Source organism: Streptomyces sp. NPDC021562 (assembly GCF_040640875.1).
Lineage (GTDB): Bacteria > Actinomycetota > Actinomycetes > Streptomycetales > Streptomycetaceae > Streptomyces.
The window spans coordinates 108,810-124,837 of the sequence record NZ_JBFACN010000016.1; the positions used below are offsets into that span (position 1 = coordinate 108,810).

General features: G+C 71.2%; 19 protein-coding genes. 2 read left to right on the forward strand and 17 right to left on the reverse strand.

Annotated features, from left to right (window positions below):
- Position 1 precedes the first annotated feature (1 nt).
- The 3 genes from AB0G52_RS25070 to AB0G52_RS25080 are packed head-to-tail and all read right to left on the reverse strand — an operon-like array spanning position 2 to position 2,195.
- A complete protein-coding gene (locus AB0G52_RS25070) occupies positions 2 to 625 on the reverse strand; it encodes a hypothetical protein (protein ID WP_132891201.1) in 624 nt (207 codons plus the stop codon).
- Positions 622 to 1,887 carry a hypothetical protein gene (locus AB0G52_RS25075; protein WP_361338779.1) on the reverse strand — a complete coding sequence of 422 codons (1,266 nt, stop codon included), beginning with the start codon at positions 1,885 to 1,887 and terminating at the stop codon, positions 622 to 624. Before AB0G52_RS25075 ends, AB0G52_RS25070 begins: the two co-directional genes overlap by 4 nt.
- Positions 1,884 to 2,195 carry a hypothetical protein gene (locus AB0G52_RS25080; RefSeq protein WP_132891202.1) on the reverse strand — a complete coding sequence of 104 codons (312 nt, stop codon included), beginning with the start codon at positions 2,193 to 2,195 and terminating at the stop codon, positions 1,884 to 1,886. Before AB0G52_RS25080 ends, AB0G52_RS25075 begins: the two co-directional genes overlap by 4 nt.
- Before the next feature lie 137 nt (positions 2,196 to 2,332).
- On the opposite strand from AB0G52_RS25080, the gene AB0G52_RS25085 reads away from it, so the two are divergent.
- On the forward strand, positions 2,333 to 2,695 hold the full coding sequence (locus tag AB0G52_RS25085; protein WP_132891203.1) for a DUF192 domain-containing protein: 363 nt from the start codon (positions 2,333 to 2,335) through the stop codon (positions 2,693 to 2,695).
- Positions 2,696 to 2,701: 6 nt separating this feature from the next.
- Here the strand turns inward: AB0G52_RS25085 and AB0G52_RS25090 are convergent, their stop codons facing one another.
- From AB0G52_RS25090 to AB0G52_RS25155, 14 genes are all read right to left on the reverse strand, one after another.
- Entirely contained in the window at positions 2,702 to 3,331 is a 630-nt protein-coding gene (locus tag AB0G52_RS25090) for an OmpA family protein (protein WP_132891204.1), read from the reverse strand.
- Positions 3,332 to 3,338: 7 nt separating this feature from the next.
- Entirely contained in the window at positions 3,339 to 3,923 is a 585-nt protein-coding gene (locus AB0G52_RS25095) for a hypothetical protein (protein ID WP_132891205.1), read from the reverse strand.
- 35 nt (positions 3,924 to 3,958) lie between these two features.
- Complete coding sequence (locus AB0G52_RS25100; RefSeq protein ID WP_132891206.1) at positions 3,959 to 4,543, reverse strand: pilus assembly protein TadG-related protein; 585 nt, start codon at positions 4,541 to 4,543, stop codon at positions 3,959 to 3,961.
- Complete coding sequence (locus AB0G52_RS25105) at positions 4,540 to 4,725, reverse strand: hypothetical protein (RefSeq protein WP_132891207.1); 186 nt, start codon at positions 4,723 to 4,725, stop codon at positions 4,540 to 4,542. The genes AB0G52_RS25100 and AB0G52_RS25105 overlap by 4 nt, the downstream gene beginning before the upstream one ends.
- Positions 4,726 to 4,818: 93 nt before the next feature.
- On the reverse strand, positions 4,819 to 5,574 hold the full coding sequence (locus AB0G52_RS25110) for a response regulator transcription factor (RefSeq protein WP_361338786.1): 756 nt from the start codon (positions 5,572 to 5,574) through the stop codon (positions 4,819 to 4,821).
- A 23-nt stretch (positions 5,575 to 5,597) separates the two neighbouring features.
- Positions 5,598 to 6,989, reverse strand: a complete 1,392-nt coding sequence (locus tag AB0G52_RS25115; RefSeq protein ID WP_361338789.1) for a histidine kinase — start codon at positions 6,987 to 6,989, stop codon at positions 5,598 to 5,600.
- A gap of 6 nt (positions 6,990 to 6,995) precedes the next feature.
- The gene (locus tag AB0G52_RS25120) at positions 6,996 to 7,883 is read right to left on the reverse strand and encodes a type II secretion system F family protein (protein ID WP_132891209.1); all 888 of its coding nucleotides are present in this window, start codon (positions 7,881 to 7,883) and stop codon (positions 6,996 to 6,998) included.
- 11 nt (positions 7,884 to 7,894) lie between these two features.
- Positions 7,895 to 8,839, reverse strand: coding sequence for a type II secretion system F family protein (locus tag AB0G52_RS25125; protein WP_132891210.1), 945 nt, complete (start codon positions 8,837 to 8,839; stop codon positions 7,895 to 7,897).
- Positions 8,840 to 8,843: 4 nt separating this feature from the next.
- Positions 8,844 to 10,181, reverse strand: coding sequence for a CpaF family protein (locus AB0G52_RS25130; RefSeq protein ID WP_132891211.1), 1,338 nt, complete (start codon positions 10,179 to 10,181; stop codon positions 8,844 to 8,846).
- Positions 10,178 to 10,579, reverse strand: a complete 402-nt coding sequence (locus tag AB0G52_RS25135) for a TadE/TadG family type IV pilus assembly protein (RefSeq protein ID WP_361338794.1) — start codon at positions 10,577 to 10,579, stop codon at positions 10,178 to 10,180. Before AB0G52_RS25135 ends, AB0G52_RS25130 begins: the two co-directional genes overlap by 4 nt.
- A complete protein-coding gene (locus AB0G52_RS25140; protein WP_361338797.1) occupies positions 10,579 to 11,103 on the reverse strand; it encodes a TadE family protein in 525 nt (174 codons plus the stop codon). The genes AB0G52_RS25135 and AB0G52_RS25140 overlap by 1 nt, the downstream gene beginning before the upstream one ends.
- Positions 11,100 to 12,332, reverse strand: coding sequence for a P-loop NTPase (locus AB0G52_RS25145; RefSeq protein ID WP_132891214.1), 1,233 nt, complete (start codon positions 12,330 to 12,332; stop codon positions 11,100 to 11,102). The genes AB0G52_RS25140 and AB0G52_RS25145 overlap by 4 nt, the downstream gene beginning before the upstream one ends.
- A 14-nt stretch (positions 12,333 to 12,346) precedes the next feature.
- A complete protein-coding gene (cpaB, locus tag AB0G52_RS25150; protein WP_132891215.1) occupies positions 12,347 to 13,051 on the reverse strand; it encodes a Flp pilus assembly protein CpaB in 705 nt (234 codons plus the stop codon).
- Positions 13,052 to 13,143: 92 nt separating this feature from the next.
- On the reverse strand, positions 13,144 to 14,073 hold the full coding sequence (locus AB0G52_RS25155; RefSeq protein ID WP_207921839.1) for a hypothetical protein: 930 nt from the start codon (positions 14,071 to 14,073) through the stop codon (positions 13,144 to 13,146).
- Between the two features lie 192 nt (positions 14,074 to 14,265).
- Here AB0G52_RS25155 and AB0G52_RS25160 point away from each other — a divergent pair, with 192 nt between their 5' ends.
- A complete protein-coding gene (locus AB0G52_RS25160) occupies positions 14,266 to 15,990 on the forward strand; it encodes a glycoside hydrolase family 18 protein (RefSeq protein ID WP_361338801.1) in 1,725 nt (574 codons plus the stop codon).
- The last annotated feature ends 38 nt before the right edge of the window (positions 15,991 to 16,028 follow it).

Sequence of the window (16,028 nt, forward strand, 5' to 3'; positions counted from 1 at the left end):
GTCAGTCCTTGTCGGGTGCATCGGACACAGGGGGAAGTGGGTCTTCGAAGCTGACCGTGGCGGCGATGTCCCTGAGCAGATCCCTGAAGTGCCGGGCGTGCTCGACAGCCGTCGTGGCCAGCGAGAGGATCGCGACGCGCCGGCCGTCGAGGCACGGTACGTAGGCCGTGACCTGGAGCAGGCCATCTGGTGCGTTGAGGCCCAGTTCCGCGGGCACGTCCGCTCTTGTCTGCACGAGCGCGGCGGGACCGCACGGCAGGGCCAGGGCTTCGAGGTGCTCCGCCTCTTCGGAGGCGGTGGCCGCGCGGGCCGCGAGGACACTGCGCGGAGCCCATTCGGTGGCCCGCCAGGCAAGCGTGAAGAGCGACAGCAGTGGTCCGCCGTCCGTCTGGTCGTCCGAGTGAAGTCCCAGGCAGCAGTGCACCACCCCGGCCTCCACCAGGAGCCGGGCCCACCTGAGTACCGGGCCGAGACCGGTCAGCGGTCCTGACGTCGATGCCGGCTCGTGTGCCGCCGTCATCAGTTCCTGAAGTGGAATCGGCACGAATCCCCGGGGCATCGCGAACCAGACATCGGCGTCCGGGCTTCGGGCGGAGTCGTCGATCACGTAGCCACCACCGCTCATGGCGCCTCCCCCGCACCGCGCAGCAGGAAATGGAGCGCACCCGCGGTCGCCGGGACGTCGACCGCGAGGGTTCTGGGCCCGTCGAGGAAACCGGTGACCGTTTTGGCCGTGTCGTTGTCCAAGGCGTCGACAAAGCTGCTCGCGACACCGTAGACGGCGGTACCGGCTCCCAGGACGGTCGCCGGTTTGTCCACCCTCTCGACGATCGGTGCCAGCCGTCCGCCGAACACCCGGGGATGGGAAAGAACGCTGACAGCGCCCTCGGCCGCCGCAGCCTCTGTCCGGATGGAGACGCCCACGGTCTTGATCGAGGTCCCCGTTCTGATCCCGGCTCTGGTGATTCTCTGCCCGAGAGTCAGCACCTCGTCGGTCTCACCGACCGCTCCCGCGGTGGCGGACAGCAGTTCGGGGGTCTTCATGGTTCCCTTGGCCACCGCCCCCAGCCCCGGCAGCATTCCCAGGAAGTCGCCTGCTGTGCCGAGTAGGTTGCCCCAGAAGTCGATGTCCAGTTCGCCCTTCGTGAAGCCGTCCTCCAGGGACGCCAGGACTTCGGGGTCGCCGACGCGCAGGGTGAAGGCCGTCGCGCTGAGCAGGCCCGCCGCCAGGAACAGCATCCAGGGGGCGACGGCCGTCAGACCCAGCAGCGCGATCACCCCCAGCACCGCGGCGCACGCGCTCAGGATGTCCGGCAGGTTGTCGCCCACCCAGTCCGTGAACCTGTCCCACGCGTCCGGTTCGTGCGGCGCCGACCTGTACGCGGCGTCGCCGATGTGCCGGGCCCGCTTGCGCGCGGTCTCCTCGTGCTCGCCCGCGAGGGCACGCGCGCGCCTCAGTACGTCGTCCAGCTCGCCCTGCGCCGCCGTGACCCTGCGGTCGGCCCCCGCCGCGTGGTCCCGGGACCGCCGCAGCGCCTCGCGCGCGTCCTTCGCCTCGCCGTCGAGTCTCCTCGCCCGCCGCTGGAACTCCTCCAGTTCGGCCGCCCACAGATCCAGCTGTCCGGCGGCCTCGGCGACGGAGCGGGCGCCGTTCTCCAGGGTGAGCGGCAGCGGACCCCGCTCCAACCGCTCCCGGAAGGCGACCGCCGCGTCCCCCTCCCAGTAGCTGCCGTCCATCAGTTTCGTGACCTTGGCACGGGCCCTCTCCATCTCCCTGGCGCAGTCGGACAGCTTGCGGTGCATGTCCCGCACCAGGTCCGCGTCGCCGGGCGCCGGGTCGAAGCCGAGATGCGGACAGCGGTCCGTGGCCGTGCCCCGCGCCGTCACCCGGTTCCGCCCTTCCGACGGGCCTGTGCCAGCGCCCGTTCCAGGGCCACGTCCACCTCGTGGAAGTCGTCCTTCGCCTTCCGCGTGATGTCGGTGAGCTCCCCGATCTGCTCGGCGATCTCCTCGGCCCCGTGCCGCCAGTCCTGCTGGAACCGGTCGCAGGCCCTGTCCAGGTCATCCGTGCCGAGGCCCTCGACACCCGGATCGTGCAGCACCTTCCGCAGGGCCGTGAACGACTCCTGAGCCTTCTTCAGGTCCTTGAAGAACCTGTCCAGCTCGGTGCCGTCGACCTTCAGCCGATCCGCCATGTGCGCCCCTCTACGGGCGGGGCCGGAACTCTCATGATCCGTTCAACGACGCCACGGAGCTTCGGTGACTTGCCGGCCCCAAGGGACGCGGCAGGCCGTACGATCGCCTGCGTCACCACCGTGGAAGGGGGTCGGGCGTGGGGCGCTGGCGGGACGGACGGGGGCTGCTGCTCGTGCACGGGGACGGCGAACCCGTCGGTGTGCCGCTGGAGATCGCGGCCTCCTACCGCGCGCGTACGAAGGGGCTGCTGGGGCGCGACTCGATCGACGGCGCGATGCTGCTCTCACCGGCGGGCAGCGTGCACACCTTCCGTATGCGGATGCCGATCGACGTCGCCTACCTGGACCGCCGTCTGACCGTCATCGCCGTGCGCACGATGCCGCCGGGACGCCTCGGACTGCCCCGGCTCCGCTCCCGGCACGTGCTGGAGGCGGCGGCCGGAGCCATGGCGGGGTGGGGCGTGGTGAAGGGGGCCCGGGTCGGCGTCGAGGTGCGGTGACCCCGGTCAGCCGTCCGTCCTCGGGAACGTGACCTCCACCCTGCGGTTCTTCTTGCGGCCCTCCTCCGTGGAGTTGTCGGCGATCGGGTACTGCTCCCCGTAACCGCGGACGTCGAAGGTGACGTCCGGGTCGTTCAGGTCCTGGTCCAGGACGCCCTGCACGGCGTTGGCGCGCTGGCGGGAGAGGACGTCGCCGTGGGCGGAGGAGCCCAGGTTGTCCGTGAAGCCGAAGACGCGGACCTGGGTGGCGTGCTGCTTCCTGATCTCGTCCGCGATCGCCGAGATCCGCGACTTCGCGGCGTCGCTCAGCTTGGCGCTGTCCTTGCTGAACAGCACCTCGGCCTGGAGGGCGAAGGTGACGTCCGCGTTGGTGTCCTCCCTGCGCTCGTCACCGCTCTGGTCCTCCACGACCGACTTGATGTCCAGGACCTTGGGCGCGGCGAGGGTGGCGCCCTCGGGGAGCTTGAGGTCGGGGTCGGTCGGGTCGATCTTCACGGGGGCGGAGGCGGAGGGTTCGGTGCCCGGGGGGACGCTCGGGGCGCCGCCGTCGGCGCGGGCGGCCGTAGCGCCGTAGAGGTTCGTGACGAGGAGGAGCGTGGCGGCGCCCAGGGTCAGGGGCAGGCGTGGTGTGGTCACTGCGGCCTCACCCGGAGATCTTGATCGTGCCGCTGGAGAAGGTGGGGAGCTGGAGGGTCACGTCGGTGGTGTCGGCGGGGGGTGCGGGGAACTGCATGAAGACGGGGATGGTCTGGCCGGCCTGAATTTGCGTGAGACCGGTCGTTGTGAGCGGACGGCCGTCCGTGTCCCGTAGCACGTAGTACCGCTTCTTCCCCTTGGAGTCGACGAGCGTGGCGCCACCGAACGACGTGTCGTGGCGGGCGATCTCCGTCTCGTCGCCCCGCAGTGCCACAGGAACCACGACCATTTGGGAGCCGTCGTTCTTGAGGTTCGCGTTGACGGTGAGGAAGCCACCAGAGTCCCGGACAGCGGAGGTCACTTGCAGGACCAGACCGGAGGGACCCTGCAGTTCGGCGAGGGGGGCCGCGGACTGCCCTTCCTGCGCACTCGGCTGGGAGCCACCACTCGGAGAGGCCGATGGCGACGCGCCGGGTTTCTTGTCGCCGCCGTCACCACCGCCGCCGCATCCGGCCAAGCCGAGAGCCAGACCGGCTGCGACGGCCACCGCCACCATCCCCCTACGAGCCCTCGCAGTGCACCGAATGCTCATCGCTCCGCTTCTTTCTTCACTCGTCGATTCGCTTGTCAGTCGGCCAGGTGGACGTCGAAGAGGTCCTCGGGACCCGGGAGATGCGTGAGATCGGTCGGGTCCAGGGTCCAGTTCCGGTCCCTGCAAGTGAGTTCGGGCAGTACACCCGCCCCGCCGGTCAGGGTGAACGTGCAGAGCGGATCGATCACGGCGGTGGCGTGGGCCGTCGACTTCATGTTCTCCGTACCGGGCACGACGGAGTCTCCGACGGTCTTGTTCGTCTCGGCGTCGACCTTGTAGCTCAACGGAGGCTCGGGCGTGCACTGGGCCGTCGCGTCGTTCTGGGCCGCCAGTTCGGCGGCCCGCCAGCAGGAGTCCGCGACGTCCACGTGCCCGTCGAAGATGTCCTGCCACTTGGTCGGGTCGAGTACGTCCTTCACCCACTGGTCCGCGAGCTCGTCACGGGTGTTCACGGCCGCGGCGAGCGCTGCCGCGTCGGCGGCCGTCTGGGCACCGTTCCGGTTCACCGCGGCCTGGCCGACGGCAAGATAGGCGAACGCGAGAAAGAGCAGGCCCCCCACAACGGTGATGTAGATGGGGAAGGCCTGCCCGGAGTCGCCGAAACGACGGACGCCTGTCACACGATTTTGGCAATCTGGTTCAGGATGGCCTGCAGCACCGCGTTCCCGATGCTCGTACCGGTCACCGCCAGCACGATCGCCACGACCACCGCGATGATTCCCAGATACTCGACCGCGGTCTGCCCCCGGTCGTCGGCGCGCCGCTGCATCGCAACAAGCATCCTCAGCATCAGGTCGCTCATGGTGCTCCCCTCCGGGTTCGGTACCGATCGTGGCACCGTACGGCGGAACATACCCTTCGGCGGAGGGTCTCAGGACCCAAATGCGGACCCAGTTCATCCTGAGCTCACCCCCAGCCACTTGGCCGTCGCCTGGGCGCGGGTGGTGGTGTGGAGCTTGGCGAAGATGCGGTTGATGTGGTTCTTCACCGTCTTCTCGCTGATGAAGCAGACGGCGGCGATCTGCCGGTTGTCCATGCCGGTCGCGATGAGGTCCATGATCTCCGCCTCTCTGCCGCTCAGTTGAAACCGGGACCGAGTAGACTGTCTCACATCTGATTGCATGTGCGAAGTGATTTGGGGAGAGAAATTCTGCCGATCCGCGGCCAGTTCCCCACGCGGGTGTGCAGTCGCAGCGTTCCTGATGTGCGCCAGCAACGCGTTCGTCGCCGTCGGGGAGAAGTGCGGTCGGCCCGTGCCCACGTCCCGGACCGCCTGGGTCAGCTGGGCGGTGGTGAACTCGCCGTGGACCAGGTAGCCGGCGGCGCCGAGGCGAACGGCCTCCTGGACGAGGGCCGTCTCGTCGCTGTACGTCAGCATCATGACCGGGGCGAGCCGGACCAGGTGGGGCAGGGCCGCCATGCCGTCGACGCCGGGCATGCGGACGTCGAGGAGGACGACGTCGGGGCGGTGGCGCAGGGCCGCCTCGTAGGCCGTGCGGCCGTCCTCGGCCTCGGCCACCACCGTGAGGTCGTCCGGCGCGGAGAGGACCGTCGTGAGGCCCGCGCGGATCACCGGGTTGTCGTCGGCCACCAGGAGGCGCAGGGCCGGCGGCGGGGGGTGCGCGGGCTCCGGGAAGGGGTGCTGCGGCATCGGGGGGCCTCCTCTCGTCTCCGTCATGGCAGGGGGAGCTCCACTCGGACCTGCGTGCCCCGGTCCGCGGACAGCTCGATGCGGGCGCCCACCGACGCCGCCCGTTCCGTCATCCCGAGCAGGCCGAAGTGCCCGGCGCGCCCCAGGTCTTCGACCGCCACGTGCGCGGGGAGCCCCCGGCCGTCGTCGTGGATGGTGAGCAGCAGGTGGGTCGCGGTCGTCTCGGCGCGTACGTCGACCCGGGTGGCGCGCGCGTGGCGGTGCGCGTTCTCCAGCGCCTCCGCCGTGATGCTGAGCAGCTCGCGGGAGGTCGCGGCGGGGAGCGGGACGGGAGCGGCCGGGCCGTCGTATGTCGCGCGGAGGGCCGTCCGGGCGCTGAAGTCGTCTACGAGGGACCTGAGTTGGGGCAGAACGTCGGGGGCTACCCCGTCCGGCTGGGCGCGCAGGTTTGTCAGGAGGTCACGGGACTGGGCGGCCGCGCTGCGGGCCGCGTTCGCCACCAGTTCCGCCTGCTGACTGATCAGCACCGGGTCCAGGCGGTCCGGCGACGCGGCCGCCGACTGCGCGAGGCCGTCCGCGATCAGGGCGACGCCGTACAGGGTCTTGGTCACCGAGTCGTGCATCTCGCGGGCGAGCCGGACGCGTTCGGCGCTCACCGCCTCCGTCGCGGCCAGCCGGGCCCGGGTCTCGGCCAGCGCCTCGGTGGCGGCGCCGAAGCGGAGCATCAGGGTGCGCAGGGTAGAGCCCATCGCGCCGGTGATGACGCAGAGGCCGGGCAGCAGGAGGGACTCGGCCACGACCGTGTGGTGCCGCAGGGTCGCCTGGACGAGCAGCAGGATCAGGGATTCGAGCGACGCGAACACGGCCGCTCCGCGCCAGCTGTAGAGGAGGCCGGCGAGGAGGGGGGTGCAGACGCTGACGTAGGCGAGGGTGGTGTCGGGACCTGCCGAGACCAGGAGGAAGGAGCCGAAGAGGGCGTCGGCGGCCAGCAGGGCGGGGTGGCGCAGCAGGAGGGGGCCGAAGCGCTGCCAGTCCCGGAACAGGACGTACGAGACCATGAAGGTGACGACCACCGCCGAGCCGACCAGGCGGGCGCCCAGGCCGGGGGTGGCGTTGAGGAGGGCCGCGGGGGTGGCCACGGCGATCATCGCGAGCCGGAAGCCGAAGACCTGCCGGCACATCGCCTGAAGCGCACGGACCTCGACCTTCGCCCCGAGCTCGCCGACCACACCGCCCTCACCGCCCTCACCCCGCTCGGCCCGCTCGGCGCGCTCGCCGGCCGCACCACTCCCTCCCCCTTCGGCCCGCTCGCAAGCCACACCGCTCCCACCCCCTTCGGCCCGCTCGCCGACCACACCGCTCCCACCCCCCTCGGCGCGCTCGTCTGCCTCCCGCGGCGGCACGGTCGTCGTCACCCCCGTCTACTTCCCCGTGACCGACCCGAAGTTGATGCCCGAGCCCAGCAGCAGGCCCGTCGCGAGCAGGAGCATCGTGGCCGGGACCATGAACGTGGTGATCATCAGCGTCGCCTTCGGGACCGCCCGGGCCGCCTTGCGGCGGGCGTTCTGGGCGTCCGTGCGGCGCATGTCCTTGGCCAGTGCGACCAGGGTGTCCACGATCGGTGCGCCCAGCTCCTCGCCCTGTTGCAGCGCCGTCACGAACATCGCGACCTGTTCCGAGTCGTTGCGCCTCCTGAGCTCCGTGAAGGCCTGGCGGCGGCTCATCCCCAGGTCCATCTGGCGCAGGGTGATGCGCAGTTCGTCCGCCCACGGCCCCTCGTAGTGCGTGGCGACCCGGTCCAGCGCCTGGCGGAAGCCGAGGCCCGCGCCCACCACCACCGCGAGGACGTCCAGGAAGTCCGGCAGGGTGCGTTCGATGACGTCCTTGCGGACGCGGATCGCCGACCAGATGCCGACCTCGGTCCAGAACGCGCCGAACAGGAGCAGGACCAGGGCGATCAGGTACTGGCCGCGCAGCAGGAAGACCAGGAAGCCGGTCCCGCCGAGCACGCCGTAGACCGCGCGGCGGGCCGCGTAGCGGTCGATGGTGAGGCCGCCCGGGTTGCCCGCCAGGTCGATCTTGCGCCGGTACTTGGCGACCAGCCGCGGCCCCATCAGGCGGAGCACCGCGGGGGCGTAGCGCATGCCCATGCGGTCGATGAGGGAGTTGGCGGCGCCGGTGCGGGTGGCGCCGATCTCCAGGGCTGTCGCGAGGTCGGTGGGGAGCTTGACCTCCGCGCGGTACATGCGGACGCCCGCGAACACCCCGTAGACGGCGAGGGCCATCAGGAGGGCCAGGAGCAGTGCCATCTTCCCGCCCCCTACACGTCGATCCGGCTCAGGCGCCGGATGAGGACGAAGCCGACCGCGTACAGGCCGAAGGCGACGACGACCGCTCCCTGGCCGAGCGCGGAGCCCGTCATGCGGTCCAGCGTGCCGCTCTTGACCCCGTTCATCAGGAACAGGGCGCCGATGCCGAGGACGGGGACGGCGTACGAGGTCATCGTCACCTGGGACAGCTGGGTGCGGATCTCGCGGCGGGTCTCCTTGCGCTCCTCCAGGGTCTCGGTGAGGTTGCGCAGGGCGGACACCACCTGACCGCCCGCCCTGTTGGAGAGGACGAGGGTGGTGACGAGGACGACCAGTTCCCGGGAGGGGAGGCGGTCGGCCAGTTCGCCGAGCGCGTCGTCCAGGGAGTGGCCGATCGCCAACTGGTCGGCGACCTTGCCCAGTTCCTCGCCCGCCGGGGCCTCCAGTTCCTCCGCCGCCATGCCGATCGCGGTGCGCAGGGCGAGGCCGGCGTGGGTGGCGTTGGCGAGGATGCGGGCGAGTTCGGGGAGTTGGCCGATGAACCGTTCGATGCGTTTCTGGCGCTGCCAGTTGAGGAACTGGACGGCGGCGAAGACACCGAGCAGGCCGGCGATCGGGCCGAAGAAGGGGGCGAGGGCGGCCTGGCCGATGAGCCAGAGGGCCACGACGGCCGCCAGCATGTAGGCGAAGAACTCGCCGGGCGTCACGTCCAGGCCGGTGGCCGCCAGGCGGAGTTCGAGGCGGCGGCCGATCCCGGTGCCGCGCAGCCGGCGGTCGAGGGTGCGGAAGCGGCGCCTGCGGCCGGACAGCGGCACCTGGCCGGTGCCCGAGAGGCGGTCCACCAGGGCGGCGCGCTGGGCCCGGCCGGAGGCGTAGCTGTGCAGGCCCACCACGGCCAGCAGGCACGCCAGCAGCGTGACCCCGGTGGTGAGGGTGACGAGGTCGTGCAGAGGCATGGGGCTACCTCGCTTCTCGGGTGGTGAGCTGGTCGAGGTGCTGGGCCACGCCGAAGGCCTGCGGGATCGGCTGGCTCGCCATGTAGAGGCGGTCGGCGGTGCGGCGCGGGAGCGGGAAGTACTGGAAGGCGCCGTGGACCCGGCCGTCGTGGGTCATGGGCCGGGCGTCGAACCGGGCCACGGTGGCCAGCCGGTACGGCTCGCTGCCGTGGCTGTCGAGTACGGCGATCTCGGTGATCCGGCGGGCGCCGTCGGCGAACCGGGTGAGCTGGACGATGACGTCGACGGCGCTGTTGATCTGGTCGTGCAGGGCGACGAAGGGGACCTCGACGTCCGACATGGAGGCCAGGGTCTGGAGCCGGGTCAGGGCGTCCTCGGCGCTGTTGGCGTGGACCGTGGCGAGGGACCCGTCGTGGCCGGTGGACATGGCCTGGAGCATGTCGAGGGACTCGCCGCCGCGGACCTCACCGACCACGATCCGGTCGGGGCGCATCCGCAGCGAGTTGCGGACGAGGTCGCGGATGGTGACCTGGCCCTTGCCCTCGACGTTCGCGGGACGGGACTCCAGGCGGACCACGTGCGACTGCTGGAGCTGGAGTTCGGCGGAGTCCTCGATGGTGATGATGCGTTCGTGGGCGGGGATCAGGCCGGAGAGGGCGTTGAGGAGGGTCGTCTTGCCGGTGCCGGTGGCCCCGGACACGATGATGTTGAACTTCGCCTGCACCAGGCCCGCCAGCAGGAACACCATGTGCTCGTCGAGCGAGCCGAAGCCGATCAGCTCCTGGAGGGTGAAGGAGCGCGGGAAGCGGCGGATGGTGAGGGTGGGGCCGGTGAGCGAGAGCGGCGGGATGATGACGTTGACGCGTTCGCCGGAGGGCAGGCGGGCGTCGACCATGGGGTTGGACTCGTCGACGCGGCGGTTGACCGTCGAGACGATGCGTTCGATGGTCTGCATCAGCTGGTCGGCCGAGACGAAGCGCAACGGCAGCTGCTCCACCCGGCCGCCGCGTTCCACGAAGATCGCGTCGGGGCCGTTCACCATGATCTCGGTGATCGACGCGTCTTCGAGGAGCGGCTCCAGGATGCCGAGCCCGAGTGCCTCGTCGACCACGCGGCGGATCAGCTGGGAGCGTTCCACGGTGGAGAGGACGGGGCCCTCGCGGCTGATGATGTGACCGAGGACGCGTTCGAGACGGGCCCGGCGCTCGGCGGCGGCCAGCGCGCTCATCTCCGCGAGGTCGATCTCCTCCAGGAGTTTGGCCCGGTACGAGGAGACCAGGTGGCCGTCCTCGCCCCGGCTGCCGTTCTCCTCAGGGGAGTTGATGCGTGCCCGCAGGCTCATGGTGCCGTGCTCCTCGTTCCGTGGTCGACGGGCATCGTGGCGGACTTGGTGGCGTTGCCCAGGTCCCAGACGATCTTCGGGATGTGGACGGTGGCGGTGACGGTGACGGAGTCGCCGCCGCCGGAGGAGGCGCAGCGCACGTCGATCCCGCCGCTGACCGCGCCGGCGCAGGCGGCGCCGACGTCCTGTTGCAGCGAGGCGGCGCGGGCACCGGCCCGGGCCGCCGTCCCGGCCTGCTCGGCGGCGTAGGCGACGGCGCCGAGCTGGATGCCGGCCAGGGCGACGACGAGGAGGATCGGGACGAAGCCGAGGTACTCGACGGCGACCTGGCCGCGGTCGCGGGGCTGCCGACGGCGGTTCGGCGGGGGGTTCGGGGGGCGGTTCGGCGGGGGGTTCATCAGCGCTTCACCTCCTCCACCGTGCCGGCGTGGCCGTGCACGGTGACCGGGAAGTCGATCGTGCCGGGGAACAGGACCGGGACGCGCAGGGAGACGTCCGCGACGACCGTGCCGGTGCCGCCGCAGCGGTCCACCGTGGCGCCCTCCCGCCAGGCGCCGGAGAGGTCCTTCAGGGCGGCGGCCTGGCAGACGCCGAAGCGTTCGCCACGCGGCACGGCCGTGCCGGCGCGGGCGCCCTCGTCGGCGGCGTTCCCGGCGAGGGTGAAGGCGTAGCCGGTGAGGACGGCCTGCCAGACGAGGACGAGGGTGAGGATGATGACCGGCGTCATGCCGATGAGCTCGATGGAGACCTGGCCGCGGTCGCGCGGTCGTCGGCCGGGTGCGACCCGGTGGGGGTTGCTCGCGTAGTTCCCCGCGCCCCTGAAGGGGCGCTCACGGCGGCGCCCTGCTTTCAGGGGCGCGGGGAACTGCGCGACCGGCCCCCACGCACCCGCACCCGACCGACGACCCCCCCGCCCCCTCACGGCAGTTCCTTCCGTCGGCGGAATCCCGCGGACGCCCTGCGCGGCACCGTCCGCTCCCCCGTCCGCACCAGCCCCAGCTCCCCCGCCAGCGCCCACAGCGCCTGCCGTACCGTGCTCCGCGCGTCCAGCTCGTGCATCCGCCCGGCGTCCACCGCCCCCTGGAGTTCCTTGAAGTTGGCGGGGACCGACGTGCCCGCGACCGCCGTCCCGGTGATCCGCTGGATCAGGGCCGGCTGGATCTCGGTGGCCCTCGTGTAGCGGTTCACCACCACCGTGGTCTCCTCCGCCTTGCGGATCTGCAGCCGGTCCCACATCCGGACCGTGCGCTTGGCCGCGCGTACGGCGACCACGTCCGGCGTGGTGACCAGCAGCGCCAGGTCCGCGGTCTCCACGGCCGCCGCCCCGGCCGCGGCGAGCTGGGCGCCGCAGTCGACGACCACCACCTCGTAGCGGGAGCGCAGGGCGCTGAGGATCTGCCGGGCGGCGCGGTCGGTGACCTCCTCGCCGCGTTCGCCCTCGGCGGGCGCCAGCAGCAGCGCCAGCCCGGAGTCGTGGCGGAAGACGGCCTCGGCCATGACGCGCGGGGAGATGTCGCCCACCGCGGCGAGGTCGGCGACCGAGCGGCGGAACTGGACGTCGAGGTAGGAGGCGATGTCCCCGGTCTGGAGGTCGAGGTCGACCAGGGCGGTGGGGTGGCCGGAGGCCTGCGCGGCGAGGGCGATCTGGACGGCGACCAGGGTCGCGCCGGTGCCGCCCTTCGCGCCGCTGACGGTGACGACGGTGCCGCCGACGCCGGCGAGGACGTCGGCGCCGTGGCCGAGGTGCCGGCGTACGCCCGTGGACCACTGGGCGACGGCCTGCACGCGGCCCGCCAGTTCCTCGTAGCTCAGCGGGAGTCCGACCAGGCCGCGGGCGCCGGAGTCCATCGCGGCGGCGAACAGGCCGGGGCTGGTGTCGGTGGTGACGAGGACGACGCCCACGGCGGGGAAGCGGAGCGCGACCTCGCGGATCAGTTCCAGGGCCGGGACCGGTCCGATGCGTTCGTGGACGACGACGACCTCGGGGAGTTCGTCGACCGACTCGGCGGCGAACCGGGCGAGCAGGTCCACGAGCTGGGTGGAGTCCACGACGGGGGACAGCGGTTCGGCGTCCGGGAGCTGGCTGAGCAGGGCGACCAGGGACCGGGCGGCGTCCGCGTCACCGACGGCGGGGAGGATCCTGATGGGCATGCGCGAGGCGCCTCTCACTTGTCCGTCGCGAGTTCGTACGTACGGTCCTTGTCCGGCACGCTGGTGTGGGTGCCGGGGGCGACCAGGGCGAGCCGGACCCGCTGGGCGAAGGACTCCGCGTAGGTGAGGCGCTGGGCGTCGAGCGTGGACAGCGCGAAGGTGATGGGGACGGCGTCGGTGGGCTGCTGGTTGCGGTTGTCGGGGTCGACGTAGCTGAGCTGGGCGCCGACGTCCAGGACCCGGGCGTCGGTCACGATGATCTTCGACTGGTCGGGGGCGCCGGCCTGCTTGCCCTGGAAGGTGGCGTAGACGTTGACCAGGGCGCCCGGGGTGATCTTGCCGGCCACGCCGGTGGCCGCGTCGATCATGATGGCGACCTCCTGCTCGCCCGGTTTCAGCTCGGGCTGGTCGACGACCATGTCGGTCTGGAGCAGGGAGCCCTTCTTCAGCGTGGTGACCGCGATCTTGCCCTGGATCTCGCCGAGACTGGTGACGGCGTTGGCGGAGAGCCACCGCTTGGGCATCTCGACCTTCTGGAACTGTCCCGCGGTCAGTGTCGTGTACGGCTTGACGTCCGACCGGACCTTGTACGCGGTGACCTCGGGGCCGACCTGCGACTTCACGTCGTCGATGACGGAGAGCACGCCGGCGAACGCGCCGAGCGCGCAGAGCACCGACAGGATCAGGAGTATCACGCCGCGGCGCTGACGGGAGTTCATGGACCGTGCGACCTCATCGGGGAAGCGGAGGAAGTGGGGGAACCGTGCGGTGGGCGGTACGGGTTCGTCCGGGGCGGCCGCCGCCCCGGCCGTCAGGCGGGCGTGCGCTGTTCCAGGGCGCGGGGCGCGGGCGGATCGGGGACCGGCGGGGTGGCGGAGCAGAAGACGCAGCGGTCGCCGATGACGTCGATGCCGCACCAGTGACAACTGGTCTGCCGTACGGAGGTGACCAGTTGGTAGAGGACCGAGAGGTCGGCGAGGTAGCTGGTGAACTCGATCAGCCGGCCGGTCCCCCACCACTCGGCCGACTCGGCGGGCAGCGGGGTCTCCCGCAGGCCGTGCGCGCCCCAGGACGGGGCGAGGCCGCCGATCCAGTCCGACTGCAACTGGCCCCTGGCGACGAGCAGCCAGGTGCTGAACTCGGGGCCGCCCAGCACGGCGTCCGGGCCGACGCGGACCAGCTGGGGTTCGGGGTGCGCGACGACCGCGAACTGGGTGCCGGGCATCCAGGACTTGGCGTGTGCCTTGAGGGTGACCGGGACCCGGTCCAGCTTGGCGACCGAGCCGAGGACGGCGCCGGAGTGGAGGTAGTGGGTGAGCAGCCGGCCGGCCGAGGCGAGCACGCCGGGGCTGAGGTCGCAGGTGGCGAGCTGCCGCAACTGCCGTGCCAGCACGGCGATGCCGAGAGGGGGCAGGTCCGGGCGGAAGAGCGCGATCCGGTCGCTCTCCAGAAGGGAGCGCAGGGTGTGCAGGCGGCGGGTGACGGCGTCCGGTACGGCGCCGGAGTACACGACGACCACATGTCCGTACTGCTCGATGAGGGCCACGAACTCGGCGAGGGTCTGTTCGAGCGGGCGCTTGTCGAGGTCCTTCAGGACGACCGCGGGCATGGTCCGCTCGTCCTGCACCGGCAGCGCCATGTCGGCACTGGTCACGGCAATGGCAGTTGGCACGCGCAGCTCCCCGCTCTTCACACCCCGACGGCTCACCGGTGTTACTCCAGAGAGCCGGGACGACTTCATTGCGTGACTACCTCAGCACTGTAACCACGCCCCTGTGGCCGGAGAACAGCGTTTGTGCAGCTGTCTGGGATCTGTGACCACACAACCAGCTCCAAATCGGGACAGGTTGAGCATATGACCGGGGCCTGAGGCGGTACGAAATTTGGTCTGGACCTATTGACAGGAGAATTGGTCTGGACCAACTTGTTTGTCATGCCCAGACTCATCCCGCGACCGGCGTCCCCCCGCACCGGACGGCGACGCATCCGCACCTGGTCGGCCGTGGCCACCCTCGCCACGGCCCTCGCGATGGCGGGCCTGACCGCCGCCCCCGCCTCCGCCGCCGACGTCAACAACGCGAAGAACGCCGGCTTCGAGTCGGGCCTGTCCGACTGGACCTGCTCCGCGGGCAGCGGCACGACGGTCTCCTCCCCCGTCCACTCGGGCAGCGCCGCGCTGAAGGCGACCCCCGCCGGACAGGACTACGCCCAGTGCAGCCAGACGGTGGCGGTGCAGGCCAACTCGACGTACACGCTGAGCGCGTGGGTGCAGGGCTCCTACACCTACCTCGGGGTGACCGGCACCGGCACCACGGACGTGTCGACCTGGACCCCCAACACGTCCTGGACGCAACTGTCGACGACCTTCACCACCGGTGCCGCCACCACCTCGGTCACGGTCTGGACCCACGGCTGGTACGGCCAGGCCGCCTACTACGCCGACGACGTCTCGGTCTACGGCCCCGACGGCGGTGGCGGCTCAGGACCGGCCCCGACCGTCCCGGCGACCCCCACGGGCCTCGCGGTCTCCGGTACGACCTCGTCCTCGGCGTCCCTGTCCTGGGGCGCGGTGTCGGGCGCGACCGGCTACAACGTCTACCAGAACGGCACCAAGGTCTCGGCGGTCACCGGAGCCTCGGCCACCGTCACCGGGCTCGCGGCCTCGACGTCGTACTCGTTCCAGGTCAGCGCGACCAACTCGGCCGGTGAGTCGGCGAAGTCGGCGGCGGTGACGGCGACGACCACCACGACCGGCACGGGGGGCGGCGGCGCCCTGCCCAAGCACGCCGTCACGGGCTACTGGCAGAACTTCAACAACGGCGCCACCGTCCAGAAGATCTCGGACGTGCCGTCCTCGTACGACATCATCGCCGTCGCCTTCGCGGACGCGACCGGCACACCGGGCGCGGTGAGCTTCACCCTCGACTCCTCCGGGCTCGGCGGCTACACGGTCGACCAGTTCAAGGCCGACATCAGGGCCAAGCAGGCGGCCGGCAAGAAGGTCGTCATCTCGATCGGCGGCCAGAACGGCACGATCTCGGTGAGCGACTCGGCCTCCGCGACGAACTTCGCCAACTCCGTGTACGCGCTGATGCAGACGTACGGGTTCGACGGCGTCGACATCGACCTGGAGAACGGCATCAACGCGACCTACATGAGCCAGGCGCTGCGCTCGCTGTCGTCGAAGGCGGGCTCCTCGCTGATCATCACGATGGCCCCGCAGACGATCGACATGCAGTCGACGTCCAACGGGTACTTCCAGACGGCCCTGAACATCAAGGACATCCTCACCGTCGTCAACATGCAGTACTACAACAGCGGTTCGATGCTGGGCTGCGACGGCAAGGTGTACAGCCAGGGCTCGGTGGACTTCCTCACCGCGCTGGCCTGCATCCAGTTGCAGGGCGGTCTGTCGCCGTCCCAGGTGGGCCTCGGCCTGCCGGCGTCGACCAGCGCGGCGGGCAGCGGCTACGTGTCGCCCACCGTCGTCAACAACGCCCTCGACTGCCTGACCAAGCTCACCAACTGCGGGTCGTTCAAGCCGTCGACGGCCTACCCCGGCCTGCGGGGCGCGATGACCTGGTCGACCAACTGGGACGCGTCCGCCGGGAACGCGTGGTCGTCCTCGGTGGGCGCCCACGTGCACGCCCTGCCGTGACCGCTGAGGTCCCGGCGGCCGGGCACGCCGCCGGGACC